Below are 20,952 nucleotides of genomic sequence, written 5' to 3'. Positions count from 1 at the left end.
TGCAGTATGTTCATACGTACGGATGATAAAATCACGGCTACACAAACGGCCATTTTCCTGAACAATACCCTGCTGGGCGCGGGTGTGCTCACACTGCCGCGCAGCGTGAGCAAGAGTGTAGGAACTCCGGATGGCTGGATCTCCACCCTGCTCGGCGGGGCCATTGTAATGCTGGCAGTTCTTCTTATGGTGAAGATCAGCCAGCAATTTCCGGGAAAAACCGTCTTTCAGTACTCAAGGTTGCTGACCGGCCGGTTCGTCGGCGGCATTCTGTCCATGCTGTTAATCCTGTACTTCATCACTATCGCCGGCTTTGAGATCCGTACACTGGCCGAGGTTACCCTGTTTTTTCTGCTGGAGGGGACTCCGATCTGGGCAGTAATTCTTCCTTTTCTCTGGCTGAGCACCTACCTGGTGTACGGAGGCATCAACTCTATTGCCCGTGTCTACACCATTGTTTTTCCGATCAGCATCATGATTCTGCTCATCTCCTTCGTGCTCAGCCTGCGGATGTTCGATATCGATAATCTGCGTCCTGTGCTCGGCAGTGGGTGGTCCCCTGTATTCGCAGGACTCAAATCCACTGTGCTTGTATTCACCGGCTGTGAAGTCACCATGACGCTTGTGGCGTTCATGGATGACCCCAAAAAGGCTGTCAAAGCTATGCTTGGCGGCCTGAGCATCCTGCTGGCCATCTATTTCCTGACCATTATTATAGTGATCGGAGGCATCTCTATTGATTCCGCCATTACCAGCACCTGGCCCACTATTGATCTATTGCGCAGCTTTGAGGTGCCGGGATTTTTCTTCGAGCGTTTGGAATTCCCGTTCATGGTCATTTGGCTGATGCAGATGTTCTGCAACTTCAGCAGCTTCTTTTTCCAGTCCTCACTGGGTCTCTCCCAGATTTTCAAGCTTAAGGTCCATCCGATTATATATGCGCTGGTTCCGCTTCTGTTCATTTCGGCGATGCTGCCGAAGTCCTTAAGCGACCTGTTCGCACTCGGGGATACCATAGGCAAGATAGGGCTGGTATTGTTCCTGCTGGTGCCTGTCCTGCTCTCCGTCGTCTGGCTCATCCGGGTGAAGGGGCTGAAGCAGCATGTCTAGACGAATCCTCCTCCTGCTGTGTTCGCTGCTGATGCTTGCCACACTGACCTCCTGCTGGAGTAGTAAAGAGATTGAGGATTTGGCCCTATACGCCGGCCTGGCTCTGGATATCGGAGAGTTCACGCCTACAGAACAGGAGCTGGAGGACAAGGGCGCTACTTATTATAAAAAGAATAAGATTACCGCCACTGTGCAGATGGTTCCGGCTAACTCCGTGGGTGGAGCAGATAAACAAGGCGGCAGCAGCAGTAGTGCACCCTATATGAATGTATCCGGAACCGGAGATTCTGTGCTGGAAATTTTCCGTCAATATTCGATTCTGCGTGAACGGCCGATCATCGGCCACCACCTCAAGGTTATTGTGATCTCCAGTGAGCTGCTCAAGCAGCAGAGTATAAACCAGTTAATGGATTTCGTGCTTCGGGATAATGACATCCGTCCCAGTACGATGGTGTTCATAAGCCAAGGCCGGGCAGCAGACACTATGGTCACGAAGCAAAAAAATGAAATTCCTGCCTTTCATATCAGAGATATGCTGCGTAATCAGAAGAGAACCAGCAAGGTGCTGGATCCTGTTATTTTATCGAAAATGGATGCCAATATGTTCTCCAAACGCAGTTATGCGCTGCAGAACCTGGTAACGGCGAATGGTGAGGTAGAATTCTCGGGAGCCGGAGTCATCAAGGGGGATACCGGACACTGGGTGGGGGCGCTGAATCAGGAGGAAACCGAATGTCTGAGCTGGCTGACCAACGGGGGGCAAAGCGGCGTCATCAAGACCTACGACTGGAGCAATGAGCCGATTACCTATGAACTCAAGTCCATGAAGAGTAAAATCACTGCCAAAGCAGACGGCGGCCAGCTATCCTTCGACGTCAAGCTCACAACGGAAGGAAGGCTAAGTGAGACCTGGAACGTAGAGGAATACCCTGCGGCCACCCATCTTCCCCAAAAAGCAGAGAAGCTGTTCAAGGAGCGGCTGGAGCGGATGATGACGAGTATGCTTCACAAGCTGCAGTCGGATTACAAAGCAGATGTGGGCGGCTTCTCCACCAGGCTCAGTATTCAGGAGCCCGCCTTATGGAAGAAGCTGGAGGATCGCTGGGACGAGGTGTTCAGCCGGACTCCTATTCATGTCACTATTGATCTGAAGATTACGGACTTCGGCTCCTTCACTCAATAGGGTAATCCCGTTAAGTGAGTCTGTTCTAAAAAAAGCTGTCCCAGCAGCCGTGTCTAATGAACGGCCTTCGGGACAGCTTTTTCGCACCTTACTGTTTGTCTGAGAGAATCAGCACACCACGCCCGGGAACTGGAGTGGAGCCGCTGAACTTGCTGCCGGTAATCAGATCGGTCCGCTCTAGGGTACCGATATCCGCACGAAGCTCCTCTGCTGAATGGTTCAGCAGGAACAGATAGGATACGCCGTCTTTCACACGCTGGACGGACTCAATACCTTCCGGCGCGCTGACCAGCGGCGCAATGCCTTTATCGGCGCACAGGTTAGCCAGGAAGCCGCGCAGGAAGGCCGCATCGGGACTTGTGGCCACATAATAGGCTTTGCCTGCACCGAAGCTGTTCACCGTCAGGGCCGGCATACCTTTATAGAAATCCGCGCCATATTGGGCGAGCACCTCTGCGCCTTCGGGATGAATCAGGTCACAGAGCAGATCGCAGCTATATGAACGGTTAAGTGATCCCCACTCCTTGTTCATCACGATCTCATTGCTCATGCCCGGCAGCAGGGCATCGATCTCCTCGGACCAGATCCCCAGCACCTTGCGCAGCTCTCCCGGATACCCGCCAACCGTAACCAGATCATTCTCATTTACGATCCCGCTGAAATACGTCGTAATGAAGGTGCCGCCAGCCTGGACGAAGGCTTCTACCTTCTCGGCGAAGCCCGGCTTCACCATATACAGCACCGGTGCAATGACAATCTTGTATCTCGACAGATCTTCTTCTACGCCGATCATATCCGCTTCAATATTCTGCTGATAGAGCGCATCATAATACTTATGGACCTCGTCCACATATTTCAGTGCAACAGACGGGCCGCTGGAGAGATCAAGCGCCCAGCGGTTCTCCCAGTCGTAGATAATCCCGATCTGCGCCGCGCTGCGTGCATCCAGCAGCTCGCTGCCCAAGCTCTCCAGCTCCCGGCCCAGCTCAGCACATTCGCGGAATACGCGGGTATGCTCATGCCCTACATGCTCAATGACCGCTCCGTGGTATTTCTCGCAAGCGCCGATGGACCGCCGCAGCTGGAAGAACAGCACAGTGTCAGCACCGCGTGCTACCGCCTGATAGCTCCAGAGGCGCATGACGCCGGGGCGCTTCAGAGAATTGTACGGCTGCCAGTTCTGCTGGCTTGGCGTCTGCTCCATCAGCATGAACGGCTGTCCGTTCTTCAGGCCGCGCATCAGATCATGCGTCATCGCCGTATGGCTGACCGGTGTGTCCAGTGCCGGATAGTTATCCCAGGAGATTACATCCAGATATTTCGCCCACTTGAAATAATCCAGCTCCGGGTAGAAGCCCATCATGTTGGTTGTAACCGGAATGTTCGTGCTGTGCTGCTTGATTGCTTCATATTCGAGGATGTAGCATTCCAGCAGGCTATCCGACATGAATCTGCGGTAGTCCAGAGAAATTCCCTGGAAGTTGGTCCGGTTACCGCCCCACTCTTCACTGAGTTCATTCGGAACAACGATTTCCTCCCAGTCATAGAAGGTATGGCCCCAGAACCGGGTATTCCAGGCTTTGTTGAGCGCATCCAGCGTTCCGTAACGTTCCTTCAACCAGACACGAAAAGCAGCCTCGGACTGCTCGGAGTAATCATATCCCCCATATTCATTGGAGATATGCCAGGCCACCAGGCCCGGGTGATCCTTATAGCGCTCAGCCAGCTTACCGGCCAGCAGTGCCGCATATTTGCGGTAGACTGCGCTGTTCGGGTTGGAGTTGTGGCGGCCGCCGAATTTACGCTTCCGGCCCTGAACATCCACGCGGGTAACCTCCGGATAGCGGTGAGCCATCCAGGCCGGATGTGCCCCGGTACCCGTAGCCAGACATACATAGGTGCCGTTCTTATATAAGCGGTCGATTAACTCATCCAGACCACTGAAATCATACGTATCCTCAGACGGCTGAATCAGCGCCCAGGAGAACACATTAATGGTTGCCACGTCTATGCCCGCGAGCTTGAACATCCGCTCGTCCTCTGCCCAGACCGGGGCCTCCCATTGCTCCGGGTTATAATCTCCACCGTACCAGATCTTAGGTAATTTCTCGTTGATCACGCTACGCACATCCTTTATAGTATAAGTATATCCTTATTTTAATCGCTACCTCTATCGCTATAAATATAATATTAATGAATTGGAATATAATAATATGGAACAGTTGGAGATGAACCGGAATGTCACTGGATACCGTCCGCAGAATCGTATTCGCCCAGGAGAGCGGCCAGCTGCTCCCCATCACCCTCGACAGTATGGGTTATAACCCTGATCAGGAGCAAGTCTCCCGGCCGCAAGGCTATCACACCTATCACTGGCTGCAGACGGCGCATGGCGGCGGGATGATCCACTTCGACAACAAGAAGCTCACCCTCACCGAGGGCAGCGGCATTCTGCTGATGCCGGGGACACCGCACCGCTATGAAGCGCTCTCCTCAGAGACTTGGCGCACCTATTATCTCACCTTCGGCGGGACCTCAGCCCGGCATATTCTGGATTCGCTCGGGATGAACACCAGCCTGTTCTATCGTTGGGAGAGCGGAGCGCCGCTGAGCTGGATGCTGAAGGAGATGCTGGACCGCCACGATGCTTCGAATGACATGTTCAGTCTGGGGGAATCCAGCGATGCCTACCGGTTCCTGCTGACCCTGAACAAATACGGACAGCTGCATAACAACACGGCAATTTCCCGCAATGTAGACAAGCTTCAGCCGCTGCTGAAATGGATGGACAGCCATTATGGTGATCCCGAGGTAGGCCTCAGTGATCTCGCCTCCCGGCTTGAAGTGTCCGGCAGATATCTGAACAGCCTGTTCCTGCAGACCTTCGGGCTATCGCCCTATGCTTATTTCGTCCGGCTGCGCATCCGCAAGAGCAAGGAGCTGCTGGTTGCGAAGCCCCAGCTGACCGTCAAGGCCATCTCGCAGCTGGTCGGCTTCCGCGATGTCAGCCATTTCGTAGCCACCTTCCGTAAGCAGTCGGCAGTTACACCGGAGCAGTTCAGGAAGCTGCACTGAGTAGCAAGCAAGATTGTATTCGGTTTTTCGCATACAGCTGGCAGATGGCTATCTACATTTTCTAAACAAACACAGAAACGGATACCCTCCTTATAAATGGACGGTATCCGTTTGTGCACAAGCCAGCTATACCGCGTGCTTCGCATCTTATTCATGCTACGCTTATGACTTCACTGCTGCCCGTTACTCCACAGGACCGCTGCCGTTTTGCATTCTGTCTGTCCCGCTCACCGCTTCCGGCAGCCCCGCCTTCAGCTCTTCTATGAACTCCCGGAACGCGCTCGTCATATACAGGTCACGCCGCCGGATGAATACCGTCGGCACCTCCGCATACTTCTCGGGAAACGGATAGATCCTTATCCCCTCCGTGACATTCATCCGGGTGAAATAGGATAACGGCAGCACCGCATACCCTATTCCCGCCCTTACGCAGCCAAGCAGTCCCTCCATCGTCCCGAACTCCATCACCTTGCCCAGCCGTCCGCCCTCTTCCGCCAGCCAGCTCTCCAGCCTGTTCCGGTACAGACATTCTGAATTCAGCATCAGCAGAGTCTTGTCATGAACAGAGCGGACTCCCTGATAATCCATCGTATCGGGAATGACCAGTCCGATCCGCTCATGAATGAGCAGCTCCTGGACTAGCTCCGGGTGCTCTACCGGTCCGTCCATAAAGGCCCCTTGCACGTTATGCTGCAGAACCGACTCGATAAGCTCCCCCGCCCGTCCGACCTGCAGATGAACCTCCACATCCGGGTAGCACCCGCGGTAAACGGACAGGATAGCAGGCAGCCGCACTGCTGCCGTCGTATCCGAGCCGACCGTAATCGAGCCTGTGGGAATCGGCGAATCCAGCACCGCCAGCTTCGCTTCCTCCAGCAGATTAAGGATCTTGACCGTATATTCCATGAACGTCCGTCCGGCCGAAGTTAAGGTGATCCCCCGGCTATGCCGGTAGAACAGCGGAGTCTTCAGCTCCTGCTCCAATTGCTGAATTCTCGCGGTTACATTGGACTGCACATAGTTCAGGCTTTGGGCTGCCTTTGAGATACTTCCTTCTTCGGCAACCGCTTGAAACACTTTGAGAAGACCCATATCCACGCCGCATCGCTCCCCCCGGATCACCCATCAGCCGCAGTGATGGCCTCCATCATTTCCCTTCATTATACATGATCCGATACACCGTTTATGATGGAAATATAACAGGAATGCGAGACCCCGACTAAAAAATGGCTAGGAGTGAGAGAAGTGGAAAACAAAAAGTGGAAGTTCCAGTTGCCCGGTAATCCGGATGGCATAGAAATAGCTATCGGTACAAGTGAAATCAGAACTGTCCATGACCTCCTAAGCCGGTTCCGCCAAGAGGAGCTTATGGCGGCGCAGAAGCAGCAGGCCGAGAGACGGAAGCCACAGCCGAAAGCTCCTGTGGTCTCCCTGGCCTCCCGCATGCAGGAGAAGAGACGTCACCCTACTGCCTGACTCCAGCTTCCTGCAGGCCAGAGCTTACAGCTTGCAGAATCTGAACAGCAAAAGGCGGAAGCATGACGGTTCCAGTCTCCAGATTGCCGGTTAGCGCGCTGCGGTAGTGCTTCTCCAGCCGGATGCTCTGAGCCGTCCGGCTGAGGTTCAGCAGGAACAGCAGCTCCCGGTTCTCTCCTGTACGCTTGAAGGCCTGAACGCCCTCCGGTAATTCCGCGAACTGCTCAAGCCCTGCGTCCAGCGCGATATCACCCAAAAGCTTCAGCCAATAATCCTCCCCGGGATCGGTTCCGATATAATATACCTTGCCCGCCCCGAAGCGGTTCAGTGTAGCCGCAGGAACTCCGGCATAGTAATCATCTTCATACCAGGCGATCGGCTCTGCTCCCTCCAGACAAAGAATGTCGCACCAATGGCTGCATGCATACAGATTCCCTTCAGCATCACGGAGCGTATGAATCTCGTCTCCAACCGGATCATACTCCTCCACCGTTATGCCGGCCGCACGTGAGAACAGCCCGGGAAGAGGCTGCATTACACAGATATTATTCATGTTCTTCACGCCGCTTCGGCTCATCAGAATGACTGTGCCGCCGCCTTCCGCAAAGGATTCCAGCGCCTGTGCCGCCTCTTCATCATGCAGGTACAGGCTCGGGACGATAACCAGCTTGTAGCCCTCCAGCGGCTGACGCCAGTCCACCACATCACAACTGATGCCACGCTTGGTTAACGCCCGGTGATATTGCTTGATGTTATCATAATAGTCCAACCCCTCCGCCTGGGGCTGAATCCGCAGCGCAGCCAACTGCTCGTGCGAATACAGGATAGCTGTCTGACTCATGACCAGTGTCCCTTCCAGCAGCGGAGCCAGAGCATTCACCTCACTGCACAGCTGCCCGAATTCGGCAAATCTCCGCCCGGGCACATTGCTGTGGTCGATGAGGCCGTGCCAGAACTGCTCTGCTCCGGCGGCTGCGCTTCTCCAGCGGAAATGCACCACGGTATCCGCACCTCTGGCAATCGCCTGCCAGGCATATGCACGGATCAGGCCGGGATACGGAGTGCGCCACATCGGGAACCAGCAGCCCGGAGGGCCGCTAAGCTGCTCCATGATCCAGAAGCCCCGGCGTTTAATCCCGCGGGTCAGATCCAGGGATAAGGCACCGCTGTATGGTGCAGTGGCCTGTTTCTTAGGCGAAGGATTCGGATAGTAATCGAAGGCCGCCACATCCAGCTCCTCTGCCAGCCCGTGCATGTCCAGCCGCTGCGGATAACTGTGAAAGTTATGGGTGATAAAATGATGTGGGCAGATCGCCCGCAGCACATCAATCTGCGACTTCTGGAACGCAATCACTGAATCCCATTGGAACCGCTGGAAGTCCAGCAGCAGCGAAGGGTTCTGAAAAGGTGAAGCGCCATAAGGAACTGTCAGTTCACTCCAGCTGCTGTAGCTTCCGCTCCAGACCACGGTTCCCCACTCCGAATTAAGCTGTTCCAGCGTCCCGTACTTCTGCTGAACCCAGTCCCGGAACGCCAGGTTGCAGCTGTCACAGCGGCAATCCAGCATACTGAATTCGTTATCCGTCTGCCAGCCGATAACTGCAGGGTGGCTGCTGTACTGGCGGGCAAGCGCCTCAATAATCCGGCCGCCATGTTTCCGCAGGGAAGCGCTGTTATAACAGCGGTGGCCGCGCACGCCCGGATGGAAGACGCCGCCGTCCGCGAGTACAGGCAACACATCCGGGTAAGCGGAGGTCAGCCAGCGCGGCGGTGTTGCTGTAGGCGTCCCGATCACAATCTGAATCCCGTACGCATGGAACAAATCCAGCGCCCGGTCCAACCAGGCGAAGTCAAAGCTGCCGTCCGATGGTTCCAGCCGGCTCCAGGCAAATTCCGCTACCCGGACAACCTTGACCCCGGTTTCCTTCATTAATTTGATATCCTTCTCCCACATGGACTCGTCCCAATGCTCAGGATAATAGTCGACACCGATTTGCACGTTGCTGTAATCATTCCGCTCCCGAATTGTGCCCAGCTCCCTCTTATCGTAATGTACAAGACTTTGATTCGAGTATACCTCAATCACCAGTTAGCCGAAAACCATAAAGGACGCCCCGCCTCACCTCATTCACTGAGATGGGCATGAACGTCCCGGCCAAGCCACTCTATCCAATCTGTTCCCTTTCAGATTATTTCTTCAGCTTATCCCAGGCAGCCTGCATGCCCTTCTCCCAGCCGGCTTCATCCACTTTGCCGGCAATCAATTCCTGAATGGAGCTGGCGAATTCCTGTGTAACGCCATCAGGGAATTTGGATGCCTGCAGCCCGTAGACCTTGCCTTCTTTTACATAATTCCAGACATCCGCACCCAGCAGACCGATATCCTCAGGGGTTGCCGGAATGGTGGACAGTGCAGGAATGAACTTCCATTTCTTCACGATATACTCTTTCCCCATATCCGAAGTGACCAGCCAGTTCAGGAACGTCTTCGCTTCTTCCTTGGAGCCGGATTCCTTGTTCACCACCAGGTTCGCCGGAACACCCACCGACAGCTTATCGTTCATCGCCGCATCATCGTTGATTGGCATCGGGAACATCCCGATGTTCATGTCCGGCGTAATGTTATCTACCAGCGTCTGTGCCCAGTTGCCTTCCTGCATCATAGCCGTTTCGCCCTTGGCGAACAGCGCCAGGTGAGTGTTAGCATCCGTGGTAAGCGGATTCTTCTGGCCGTATTTTACCGTCAGGTTCAGCAGATTGCTCCAATCCTTGAACTTCTCATTCTCTACGATGGATGCGGTTCCGTCGTTCAGGCCCTTGATGAATTCATCGACATTATCCTGCTGTGCAAAAGCTACGCTAATTCCCTGAATCCCCAGCAGCCACCATTCCTGATAAGCGTTGCCGAACGGAGTTACGCCAATCGCCTGCAGCTTTTTAGCTGCTTCTTCAAGCTGGGAAATGGTTTTTGGCGTCTCTGTAATCCCGGCCTTGGCGAACAGGTCCTTGTTGTATACATAACCGATTCCTTCAAGGTTCATTGGCATCCCGTAGGTTTTGCCGTCCTTGGTCATAGGTTCTGCTGCAAGTGGAATCAGATCCTTCACCCAAGGCTGGTCGGACAGGTCTTCGAGTTTGTCTTGCCACAGTGCCATTTCAGCATACCCGCCGTTACTGAAAATATCAGGAGCATCGCCGGAAGCGAATTTGGTCTTCAGCGCTGCACCATAGTCTGCGCCGCCGCCCACCGTCTGGATATCCAGCTTGATGTTAGGATGCTCTTTCTCGAATTCCACCTTCAGCTCATTCAGGCCTTCCACGATCTCGGTCTTGAACTGGAAAATCTTAACCGTCTTCACAGCGCCGCTGTTGCCAGCGCTTCCATTAGAAGCATTATTTGAGGCAGACTTATCGGCATTGCCGCCACAAGCCGCGAGCACTACTGACATTAGCATTACGGATGACATCATCAGTGCAGAATGTTTCTTCTTCATTAGATATTTCCCCCTTGAATAATTTAACTGCTTCTTATGTGGAACGGGAGCCCGGTGAATTAACCCTTCACCGAGCCAGCCGCTATTCCCTCAACAATGTAACGCTGCATGAACAGATAGAAGATGACGATCGGGGCAATCCCGATGGTCAGTGCCGGAAGCGCCATATCCCACTGCTTCGTATACTGGCCGAAGAAGGAGAAGGTCGCCAGCGGAATCGTCCGCAGTCCGGGTGCTTGAAGAATCAGAGACGGCAACAGATAGTCATTCCAGATCCCCAGGGCATTGAGCACGATAATGGTCATCAGCATCGGCTTCAAGAGAGGCAATACAATCCGGAAGAATGCCGAGACCGGGTTACAGCCATCCACCGTGGCCGCCTCTTCAATCTCCAGCGGCACGGACTTGATGAAGCCGTGGAACAGGAAGATCGCCATCGGAATGCTGAGGCCCAGATGGGAGATAATGAGACCGGTGAAGGAGTTGTTCACGCCCAGGACATTCACAACCTTCAGGATCGGAATCATAATCGTCTGGAACGGAACCACCATCGCCGCCACCATCAGCAGCAGCAGAATCTGGTTGAACCGGTTATTGGCACGCACCATGCGGTAGGCCGCCATCGCACTGAACAACGAGATCAGCGCTACACTGATGATCGTAATGATCAGCGAGTTGCGGAAGGCTTCGGAGAACCGGGCCAGCTTCCACGCATTCGCATAGTTCTCCCACATGAAGGCCTGCGGCCAGCTGGCTGCGTCGCTCAGAATCTCGCCGAAGGATTTCACCGAGTTCGCCAGCAGGAAGTAGAACGGAGAGAGGAACAGAAGCGCCAGAAGGATCATAATCACTTCAATGCCTATATTCCATCTGCTTTTGGTCTTGGCATTCATTAAGCTTCTACCTCCTTACTCTTCGTTATACGAACCTGAATGATCGTGATCAGCGCTACAATGAGGAAGAATAACAGCGCCTTCGCCGTACCCAGACCATAACGGTTGTTCAGGAAGGCTTCGTTATAGATGTTCATCGCTACAGATTCCGTCGATTTGAACGGTCCGCCTTTGGTCAGCGAGAGGTTCAGGTCGAACATCTTGAAGGACCAGGAGATTGCCAGGAACAGCCCGATCGTAACCGCAGGCATAATCAGCGGAACGATAATGTTGCGCAGCACCTGCATCCGGGAGGCACCGTCAATCTCGGCAGCTTCGAGCACCTCTTTGGAGACGTTGCTGAGCGAAGCGATGTAGATGACCATCAGATAGCCGGAGGACTGCCAGATGAAGACCATGACAATCGCCCAGAAGCCGGTGGTCGCATCCCCGAGCCAGGGAAGGTTGAAGAAGGACAGGCCCGTAAGATCGCCCATCGTGGCGAAGCCTTTGATGAAGATGAACTGCCAGATGAACCCGAGCAGCAGGCCCCCGATCACATTCGGCATGAAAAAAATGGTCCGGAGCATATTGCGTGTCTTCAGGGGTTTGGTCAACAGATAGGCCAGGAAGAAGCCTACTATGTTAGTCAAGATCACACCCAGCACGGTGAATCTCACGGTAAACCAGAAGGATGACCAGAAGTCGTGATCATTCGTAAAAATACTTTTAAAATTCTCAAAGCCGACCCAGCTCACATTACCGGATACGCCGTTCCAGTCCGTGAAGGAGTAGTACATCCCCATCAGAAACGGAATAATCATGATCAAGGTAAAAAACAATAATGCCGGGCCAACGAAAAATACCTGCTGACCAAACTGGGACAATTTATTGCCGCGCATGTTATGGCCCCCCTTTCTTTTACTCACTCACTTGTTTATGATCTAAAGATATTATCTGTTTTTTGCAGAGCCTCTTACACCTACGCAAGTGATCTTTAGGGTGTAAAATATTGACCTGGATGTGACCCGCCCCATGAAATGGACCAGTATCCGCACGAAGCTGATCGTCTTCCTGCTTGTGCCCACCTTAATCTGCATTATGGCTACAATGTATGTCAGCTATTCCCACACCACCAAGTCACTGCGGGACCGGGCGGTCGAGGAGAACAAGAATCTGCTCTATCAAGGCTACAAAAACATTAACAGTCTGCTGCAGGAGCTCAACCGTCTGTCGCTGAACGTGTATTCTGACGGCGATTTCTACCGGCTGCTGGAAGCCGGGTACGACGATCTGTCCTCCGATATTGCCATCTATAACTCGCTCAGCTATATCTCCACCTCGCTGCCCCACCTCTCACAGGTGTACTTATACAGTGTGAAAGACTCGAAGGCTACGCTGATTACCGACAATACAACACCCAAGCGCTGGCTGGCTAATGCACCCTACCACCAGTCCAGTCTGAGCGGAAGCTCACCGGTAAGCGTGCAGAGTACACATCTGAGCAACGCTTACGGGCTAAGGCTGCCCTTAACGCAGTTTATACCGGAGCCGGTCTTTACGCTGCACCGCAGAATTGAGCGTGTCCCTACCTCGCAGGCGCTAGGTTATCTGTCGATTGATGTGAAGCTGGCTGCCCTCAGTGAGATTGTGGACCAGCTGTACGAGCAGGATCAGGAGAAGCTCTATCTGGTGGACAGCAGCGGCAGGCTCGTCTACAGCCATGATTCCGGGCTGCTCGGCAAACCGCTGAATGCTGATTGGTATAACACTCAGATTGCGGACAGTACGCAGTTACAGGGTTATTTTGAACAGGACAGCTCTGTATTCATCTATCAAAAGATCGACAGCATCGGCCTCGGCTGGACGCTCGTCAAGCAGATTCCTGTCTCCTATCTGTTCCGCGAAGCCAAGGAGGCCGCCGCGATCAACCTGCTGCTGCTGGCGCTGCTGCTGGTAACGATCATTGTTCTGACGATCCTTGTCTCCTTCCGGATTACCGCGCCGATCAAGCAGCTGACCCGGTATATGAATCAGGTCCAGACCGGGAATCTCAACATTGAGATCCGCCCGGCAGGTAACGATGAGATCGGGGTAGTCACCGAGCATTTCCGCAGTATGATGGATACGATCAACAATCTCATTCTGCGGGAGTACAGACTGGAGCTGGCGAGCCGGACCAATGAGCTGAGGGCGCTCCAGTCCCAGATTAATCCGCATTTTCTGAACAACACTCTCCAGATTATCGGTACGCTGGCCCTGGAGCTGAAGGTGCCGCAGATCTACGGCTTGCTGTCGGCTCTGGCCAAAATGATGCGCTACAGCATGTACAATGATGAGAAGGTGGTGACGGTCCAGAATGAGCTGGATCATGTCAAAGCGTATATCCAGCTGCAGAAGGAGCGTTTTGAGAACAAGTTCAGCTTCCGCTGTGAGGTGGAGGAGCCGCTGCTTCAGGCGCTGATGCCCAAAATGATCCTCCAGCCGATTGTGGAGAATTACTTCAAGCACGGCTTCCAGCTTGACCGTCAGGACGGATACATGGAGATTAACGTGGCCGGGCTAACCCCGGAGCGGATGGAGATCAGCATCGCCAACAACGGCCTCCCGATTCCGGCAGGACGGCTGGAGGCGCTGCGCAAGGAGCTGGAGCAGTCCAGCACCGTTGAAGAACGGGAGCTGCTGCAGAACGCTGGACAGGACAGCCCTAGTAGACGCGATGCTCCGGGCGCGGGCATCGGCCTCGGCAATGTGCTGGCCAGGCTGCGGCTGGTCTGCGGGGATAATGCCCTGATGACCGTGGATAATCTGAAGACAGGCGGGGTAAGCATCCGCCTTGAAATCGATATTGTAGTGGAGAGTGAACGGATATGAAGGCACTGATTGTAGATGACGAAGCAAGAGTCCGGAAGGCCGTCCGCCTGCTGGTGGACTGGGAGGCCCATCAGATTGAGGAGATTCTGGAGGCGGGTAACGGCAATGAGGCCATCGCTCTAATCCGCCAGGAGAAGCCAGCGCTGGTCATTATGGATATGATGATGGAGTCCGGGAGCGGCCTGGAGCTGATGACCTGGGTGGATGAATTCGCAGGCAGCACCAAGTTCATTGTGGTCAGCGGGCATAATGATTTCGACTTCGTCCGCCAGACCGTCCGCCATGGCGGCATCGATTATATCCTGAAGCCGATTGACCCGGATATGATTAACAGCGCGGTCTCCAAAGCAGTATCCGCCTGGCGGGCTGAGGAGGCGGAACGCAGCCACCGCCAGCACCAGAGCCTCCGGCTGAATGAGATCAAGCCGATCTTCGGGGAGAAGCTGCTGTCCGCATTGATCGACGACAAGGTGAATGCCGAGGCCTCGCTGCGCCGCCTGATCCATGACGGCATCATTCCGCCGGACATTAAGATTTCGCGTCTGCTCCTTGTGCAGACGGACAGCGGCAACAATCCGCTGCTGCGGCGCTTCGGCGGTGACAGCGAGCTACTCTACTATGCCATCGTGAACATCTGCAACGAATTTTTGCAGCAGCAGGGCACGGGTATCGCGTTCCGCTATTGGGGCGGGCCGCCGGAGATTGCCATCCTGCTCTGGGAGCCGCATGAATCCGTCACTTCGCTGATTAGCCGGATGAATCAGGGCATCTTCCTGACGCTGCAATTCCGCATGCATTTCGGAATCAGCACGCCGGGCGCTTTCCCCGCGCATCTGCCGGCGGGACGCGCCGAAGCCGCCGAAGCCCTGCTGCGGCGGAATCTGCTCAGGCATGAGGATTACTGTCATTTTGCGGGTGCGGAGGCGCTGCCGGGCGCGGGGACAAGCATGGGAGTGGGCTCGGTGGCAGGCGGATTGACTGGCTCGGGAACGGGCGAGGTGACGAGCCGGAAGTCAGGTGCGGGTGCGGCGACAGGCGGAGTGACTGGCTCGGGAACGGGCGAGGTGACTGGCCGGAAGTCAGGTGCGGGTGCGGGGCCGGGGTGGGTGACTGGCAATGGTGCTGGCGCAGTGACGGGCAGGGAGCCGGGGACGATACCCGGCGGGAAGCCGCGCGATAAACGGGAGACCGCAGTCCCGCTGAGCTTCGCCGATGTCCAGGAGGACTGGCGGATGGCAGTCATCAGCGGGACGCCCGAGGCCCTGACCGCAGCAGCGCAGCACTGGACCCAGGAGTTGAGCCGCCGGGGGGTGGTTACCCCGCAGATGCTGAACGACTGGAGGGCCGATGCGCTGCTGCTTCGCTCCCGGCTGGTCCGGGAGGCGCTTGGCAGCCAGGCGGCTAACGTGCTGGCTGAGCTTGAGCAAGGGGACCAGCAGAACCCCTCTCCGCAGCCCAGCGGCTATTCCTTCTCCCTGTTCGCCTGGCGCGATTGGTCCCTTGCCTTCATGCAGCAGTTATCCCGGGCGCTCACGGACAGACAGCAGAAAGAGCGGAACCCGATGACGGAGATCGTAAAATACATTGAGCAGAATTACCCCTCCGACCTCTCCCTTCAGGAGATGGCGGGCAAATTCCAGGTCAGCCGCGAGTATGTCTCACGCCGGTTCAAGCAGGAATACGGCATCAACTTCTCCGACTACATTGTCAGCGTCCGCATCGAGAAGGCCAAGCTGCTGATGCAGAATCCGGGCCTCAAGCTGGCCCAGATCTCGGAAATGGTCGGCTTCCACGACGTCAAATACTTCAGCAAGGTCTTCAAGAAGCACACCGGCCATTCGCCGAAAGACTACCGGGATCAGGCGGAGCATTAAGCTCTGCCTTCGCCTACATTCGGCTGTGTTCCCTCGCGGCGGTGCATTGTGTTCGGTTTTTCGCCTACATTCGGCCGTGTTCCCTCGCGACGGTGCATTGTGTTCGGTTTTTCGCCTACATTCGGCCGTGTTCCCTCGCGGCGGTGCATTGTGTTCGGTTTTTCGCCTACATTTGCTCCGGTTACTTCACCCTTTAAGTCCTTCATGGCTCTTCACCCATCCACAGATGAAGAGCTGATGCTCTACTAATAGCTCATCAGCTCTAAACGTGTGAAAATTACTTTAACTAATGGCTTGCTGAGTAGTTACTTCACCCCAATTAGGGGGCAAGGGGGAGGCTTAATTGTAATTCGTACAACTAAATCGTCCGATGTGCCGCCAAATCTCCGTTTAGATGTAGTTCGTGCAATTAAAATGCCCCTATACCTGGATTTTCGTCCATCCGGGCAAATCTAGTTGCACAAAATACAATTAGAAGAGGAAGTCCATCCGTTTCACTGTTTTTAGTTGCACAGAATACACTTATCCCTGTTTTTTCGCTACGAACGCAGCTTCATCTCTTACCTCATTTATGGAATGAACTCACTTGTTTAATTCTGATGCTCTACTAACTGCTGGCGTCCGTTTGCTGTTAAATTTCGTTAACCTCTGTACCACGCCAGAAAAGCCGCCGCCACTGCCTTGCCCGCCGCACCGTTCGGATGCGGGTCGAACTCGTCGCTCATATACTCCGGCTTGATCCGGTGATCTGCAGGAGCCGGAACTGAGAGGACGGCGGCCATGTCGAATACGCGGTCCACTCCGGCCGGAGGACTCATGCGGATACATTCATTCACTTTACGCCAATGGGTCTCACGCTCGCTATCGAAATTGAAAGGTGGCACGGTGCTGAGAATTACCGCTGCCTCCGGTTGTGCTTCCTTGATCCGGGAGATGATGTACGCCACGTCCCCCAGCAATTCCTCTGCCGTGCGCTGGCCGATATCCAGATCATTCACGCCGAGCACGATCAGCACCTCATCACCTTGCTGTGCCTTATGCAACCAGGGACCGTCCGTGGCTACATCGTAGGCCCGGCCCCAGCCGGATCCGATATTCCACACTCCATACTCTGTATCCAGCCCCTCTGCAATTCTTGCCGCCCAGTGTGTGTATTGATCCTTAGCGGTCCGCACCCCTTGCGTGATCGAGTCACCCAGAAAAACCAGCTTCTTCGTTACATCCTTCTTGTAGCCCAGGAAGCTTGGGAGAACCTGCAGCTTGTCCGATTCGCTGAAATCAGCCGCAGACTCCTGAGCTGCCAAAGTGCCCGGCGCATCGTAGCCGGAGACCAGCATTCCCTCCACATTGAAGGGGAATGACTTGCCTGCGCCAGCCGTCTTCAAGGTCCAGGTGAAGGCCAGCATATGGCCCTCCGGCAGCTCCAGAAGCGCTTCGTCACTCCAGAACTGCTCACCCGGCTCCACTCGCCGCGACAATTCGCCGCCAAAGGTAACCGGCACCTGCGAGCCCGGCACAATGCTGCCGTCCGGCGCCGCCCCGCCATCGGCGAGATATGCCGCCTCGATGCTCCACTCGCCGCCCGGTTCACTGGCTATGGCATCCGCGCCCAGGTCCCAGGTCGAATCCACAGCATTGATGTGCCAGAACTTCAGCGTCAGGCTCCCGTTCTCCCGCAGCCGGATATAGGTGCGGTACGTATGGGTGAACGGCTCCGGCGCGTTCATAATATAGTTGGCGGCTGTAGACAGCGCGGTGGCCGAGGTGAACTCCGGCTGGCTCAGTACTCCGCTTGAACTGTTCTCCTTGTTTTTCTTAGAGCAGCCAGCCTTCCCGACACTCTCTTCCCCACTACTCACCTTCCCCCAATCTTCCTCTCCAGCGTTCACTGTCACGCTATTCTCAATATTGTTCATAGTCATCGACTCCTTTATTCTGGTGCTGTTTCTCTGGCTGATGGGCTGCGGCGGCTGGTACGGCTGACGCTATACGAGTAACTTAACAGTAACTTGGGGCAACCCCTTCAGCACTCCTTCAGCACTCCTTCAGCATTCCTTCAGCACTCCATTGGCGGCACTCCTTTAGCACTTCTTCAGCACTCGTTCGAAACCACTAATGTTGCACTATTTGCAACACTGCTGCCTGTGAAACTAGCTATTTCGGTGCAATGTTGCACCAAATGCAGGAATTTCGCCGCTGATTCGCTCAGGGAAGCTGAAATGCTGCATTTTTGACAACAATTCGCCATAGCCCTGCTCCTGCTGCGGGGATTGTTGCATTTATGGCAGCAATTAGCCCGTTGTGGCTCATCGTGTGTGCCCTTGCACTCCCCCATCGCCGCCAATCCCCAAAAAGCTCCCCGATCCAGGAGACGAATGTCCCCTGTCATCAGAGAGCTTGGTTACTTAAGGGCACAGCCATAGGCTAAGCCAGCGTGCAGGTGTGTTAATTCGGTCTATAGTTATGTTAATTCAGTCGTGCGGGTGTGTTAATTCGGTCTATAGTTGTGTTAATTCCGTCTTGCCGGTGTGTTAATTCCGTCTATAGTTGTGTTAATTCAGTCTTGCGTGTGTGTTAATTCCGTCTATAGTTGTCTTATTTCAGCGTAATCGTGAACGATACGGATTTCTCGCCCGCGCCCACGCTCACTGTCGTCTCATCTACCTGCTCCGCACCTTCCACGGAGGCGATAGCGCCAAGATCCTTCACCGCCAGGGTGAATGCTTTGCCGCTGCCTTCGACAGTTACTTTTACAGCAATGCCGCTGCGAACCGCTTCCACCTTCAGCTCAGGAGCCCCGTGGATATCGCGCACAGTCGCCGCAGCAGACTTCCCGTCCTCCAGGGAGTACAGGCCGAACTTCACGCCGTCTGCAAAATCATAATCCGGACGGCTGTCCTCGCTGCCCACAGCCAGCAGAGTGTTCGGCCGAACGAACAGCGGCAGGCTGAAGAAGTCATGCTTCTCCTTGCGCCATGCTCCGCCCTGTACGGTCTCACCGTTCAACAGGTGTGTCCAGCGTCCGGCCGGCAGGTAGTACTTCACTTCGCCGTTCTCCTGGAAGATCGGAGCGACCAGCAGGGAATCACCAAGCATGTACTGGCGGTCCAGCACCTCACAGGTCGGATCTTCCGGGAACTCCATCACCATGGCCCGCATCGAGGCCCAGCCTTGCTCATGTGCCTGTCCGGCTACATCATACAGGTACGGCATCAGGCTGCACTTGAGCTTGGTGAAGAAGCGGGTAACGTCCACGGCTTCATCGTCATACGCCCAAGGCACACGGTACGAGGTGCTGCCGTGCAGACGGCTGTGGCTGGAGAGCAGGCCGAAGGCCAGCCAGCGCTTGAACACATGCGCCGGAGCGGTGTTCTCGAACCCGCCGATGTCATGGCTCCAGAAGCCGAAGCCGGACAGGCCGAGCGACAGGCCGCCGCGCAGGCTCTCTGCCATGGATTCATAGTCGGCATAGCAATCGCCGCCCCAGTGAACCGGGAACTGCTGGCCGCCAGCGGTAGCAGAGCGTGCGAACACAGCAGCTTCATTTTTGCCGAGCTTCTCTTCCAGCACCTCGAATACAACCTTGTTATACAACTGGGTATAATAGTTATGCATCTTGTAAGGGTCGGAGCCGTCAAAGTATACCACATCCGTCGGAATCCGCTCGCCGAAGTCCGTCTTGAAGCTGTCTACGCCCATATCCACCAGGTCGCGCAGGTAACCGGCATACCATTCACAAGCCGCAGGGTTCGTGAAGTCGACCAGTCCCATTCCCGCTTGCCAGAGGTCCGTCTGATAGACGTCACCGTTGGCTTTTTTGAGCAGATAACCGTTCTTCCGGCCTTCTTCAAACAGCGGGGAGCGCTGTCCGATATAGGAGTTGATCCATACGCAGATCTTCAGCCCCTTGTCATGCAGACGCTTCAGCATGCCCACCGGGTCCGGGAACACACGGGAATCCCACTGGAAATCGGTCCATTGATATTCGCGCATCCAGAAGCAGTCGAAGTGGAACACATGCAGCGGCAGATCGCGCTCCGCCATCCCTTCCACGAAGGAGTTCACCGTAGCTTCATCGTAGTCTGTAGTGAACGAAGTCGTCAGCCACAAGCCGAAGGTCCAGGCCGGAGGCAGCGCAGGCTTGCCGGTCAGGGAGGTGTATTTCGTGATGACCTCTTTAATCGTCGGTCCTTCAATCACGAAGTATTCCAGGCTCTCTCCGGCTACGCTGAACTGGGCCTTCTTCACCTTCTCAGACGCAATCTCATACGATACCAGCTCCGGCTGATTCACAAATACACCGTACCCCTTGCTAGTCACATAGAACGGAACGTTCTTGTACGCCTGCTCGGAGCTTGTACCGCCGTCTTTGTTCCACAGATCCACCACCTGGCCATTTTTGACAAAAGCCGTAAAGCGTTCGCCCAGACCATACACGAATTCGCCGACGCCTAAGTCCAGCTCCTCACGCATGAAGGTGTTGCCGTCCTGATCCGTGATGTAGGCCATCGACTTGAAGCCGCTGCCGGTAATCCGTTCGTCCCCGCGGTAGAAGTCCACCGACCAGTGGGTGCCCTTGTTAATGACCACACGGAGTCCGCCGCTGATCAGCACTGTCTGCGTCTCTGTCTCCTCGATCTCCACATGATCGCCGGTTCCCTCAGTCAGCTCGAACGAAGGTCCGCGTGGAATCACGCCGTCGTTATGAATAATTTTGACTCCTACCACGCCCGGAAGCGGGGAATGGAATTTCACTGTCAGCAGTGTGGAGTTGAGTGTCGCCGAACGTCCCGTGATGGGAGTCGTCTGCGTGATGGCGGTCAGGCCTTCCTCGGTTTTTTCTACCACATAGTTCTGCACTGCACCATTGATTGTAATTCCGTCACGTACCAGCCATAAGCCGTCTGTAAATTTCATATGTGCACTTGCCACCCTTCGATTTGATGTATATAGTTGCATTATACCGATAATAAAAGTTCAAAACTAATAATATA

The 20,952-nt window shown here is 54.8% G+C and carries 15 protein-coding genes; 6 read left to right on the top strand and 9 right to left on the bottom strand.

All coding sequences use genetic code 11. The features are described from left to right. Positions 1–6: 6 nt before the first annotated feature. Entirely contained in the window at positions 7–1,110 is a 1,104-nt protein-coding gene (locus NST69_RS02925; protein ID WP_341141777.1) for a GerAB/ArcD/ProY family transporter, read from the top strand. Further along, on the top strand, positions 1,103–2,293 hold the full coding sequence (locus NST69_RS02920) for a Ger(x)C family spore germination protein (protein ID WP_341141778.1): 1,191 nt from the start codon (positions 1,103–1,105) through the stop codon (positions 2,291–2,293). Before NST69_RS02925 ends, NST69_RS02920 begins: the two co-directional genes overlap by 8 nt. Before the next feature lie 88 nt (positions 2,294–2,381). Here NST69_RS02920 and NST69_RS02915 read toward each other — a convergent pair whose 3' ends face one another. After that, positions 2,382–4,412: a beta-galactosidase gene (locus NST69_RS02915; RefSeq protein ID WP_341141779.1), complete on the bottom strand. Its 2,031-nt coding sequence runs from the start codon at positions 4,410–4,412 to the stop codon at positions 2,382–2,384. A gap of 119 nt (positions 4,413–4,531) precedes the next feature. Between NST69_RS02915 and NST69_RS02910 the strand changes: the two genes are divergently transcribed. Further along, entirely contained in the window at positions 4,532–5,368 is an 837-nt protein-coding gene (locus NST69_RS02910) for an AraC family transcriptional regulator (RefSeq protein WP_340944006.1), read from the top strand. 183 nt (positions 5,369–5,551) lie between these two features. Here the strand turns inward: NST69_RS02910 and NST69_RS02905 are convergent, their stop codons facing one another. Further along, a complete protein-coding gene (locus NST69_RS02905) occupies positions 5,552–6,460 on the bottom strand; it encodes a LysR family transcriptional regulator (RefSeq protein WP_340944759.1) in 909 nt (302 codons plus the stop codon). 153 nt (positions 6,461–6,613) lie between these two features. Between NST69_RS02905 and NST69_RS02900 the strand changes: the two genes are divergently transcribed. Further along, positions 6,614–6,844, top strand: a complete 231-nt coding sequence (locus NST69_RS02900) for a hypothetical protein (RefSeq protein WP_076078884.1) — start codon at positions 6,614–6,616, stop codon at positions 6,842–6,844. Here the strand turns inward: NST69_RS02900 and NST69_RS02895 are convergent. The 4 genes from NST69_RS02895 to NST69_RS02880 form a co-directional block, all read right to left on the bottom strand. Continuing rightward, a complete protein-coding gene (locus NST69_RS02895) occupies positions 6,834–8,930 on the bottom strand; it encodes a beta-galactosidase (RefSeq protein WP_342548434.1) in 2,097 nt (698 codons plus the stop codon). The genes NST69_RS02900 and NST69_RS02895 overlap by 11 nt on opposite strands. Before the next feature lie 103 nt (positions 8,931–9,033). After that, positions 9,034–10,338, bottom strand: a complete 1,305-nt coding sequence (locus tag NST69_RS02890) for an extracellular solute-binding protein (RefSeq protein ID WP_342548433.1) — start codon at positions 10,336–10,338, stop codon at positions 9,034–9,036. A gap of 59 nt (positions 10,339–10,397) precedes the next feature. Next, a complete protein-coding gene (locus NST69_RS02885) occupies positions 10,398–11,231 on the bottom strand; it encodes a carbohydrate ABC transporter permease (RefSeq protein ID WP_340944013.1) in 834 nt (277 codons plus the stop codon). Beyond that, positions 11,231–12,112 carry a sugar ABC transporter permease gene (locus NST69_RS02880; RefSeq protein ID WP_340944014.1) on the bottom strand — a complete coding sequence of 294 codons (882 nt, stop codon included), beginning with the start codon at positions 12,110–12,112 and terminating at the stop codon, positions 11,231–11,233. The genes NST69_RS02885 and NST69_RS02880 overlap by 1 nt, the downstream gene beginning before the upstream one ends. Positions 12,113–12,245: 133 nt before the next feature. On the opposite strand from NST69_RS02880, the gene NST69_RS02875 reads away from it, so the two are divergent. Together NST69_RS02875 and NST69_RS02870 are read left to right on the top strand one after the other, a co-directional pair. Next, on the top strand, positions 12,246–14,084 hold the full coding sequence (locus tag NST69_RS02875) for a histidine kinase (RefSeq protein ID WP_342548432.1): 1,839 nt from the start codon (positions 12,246–12,248) through the stop codon (positions 14,082–14,084). Continuing rightward, positions 14,081–15,958, top strand: coding sequence for a helix-turn-helix domain-containing protein (locus NST69_RS02870; RefSeq protein ID WP_342548431.1), 1,878 nt, complete (start codon positions 14,081–14,083; stop codon positions 15,956–15,958). Before NST69_RS02875 ends, NST69_RS02870 begins: the two co-directional genes overlap by 4 nt. Here NST69_RS02870 and NST69_RS02865 read toward each other — a convergent pair. The 3 genes from NST69_RS02865 to yicI form a co-directional block, all read right to left on the bottom strand. Beyond that, positions 15,955–16,164 (bottom strand): hypothetical protein, encoded by a 210-nt coding sequence (locus NST69_RS02865; protein ID WP_342548430.1) that lies wholly within the window; start codon positions 16,162–16,164, stop codon positions 15,955–15,957. The two genes, NST69_RS02870 and NST69_RS02865, sit on opposite strands and share 4 nt — an antisense overlap. Before the next feature lie 435 nt (positions 16,165–16,599). Beyond that, entirely contained in the window at positions 16,600–17,874 is a 1,275-nt protein-coding gene (locus NST69_RS02860; protein ID WP_342548429.1) for an SGNH/GDSL hydrolase family protein, read from the bottom strand. 679 nt (positions 17,875–18,553) lie between these two features. After that, positions 18,554–20,875 carry an alpha-xylosidase gene (yicI, locus tag NST69_RS02855; protein ID WP_342548428.1) on the bottom strand — a complete coding sequence of 774 codons (2,322 nt, stop codon included), beginning with the start codon at positions 20,873–20,875 and terminating at the stop codon, positions 18,554–18,556. Between the last annotated feature and the right edge of the window lie 77 nt (positions 20,876–20,952).

It is taken from the genome of Paenibacillus sp. FSL P2-0089 (assembly GCF_038595095.1).
GTDB classification, from domain to species: domain Bacteria; phylum Bacillota; class Bacilli; order Paenibacillales; family Paenibacillaceae; genus Paenibacillus_AQ; species Paenibacillus_AQ silagei.
Note: the sequence above shows the minus strand (reverse complement) of the source record. Positions and strands in the feature narration are given on the sequence as shown.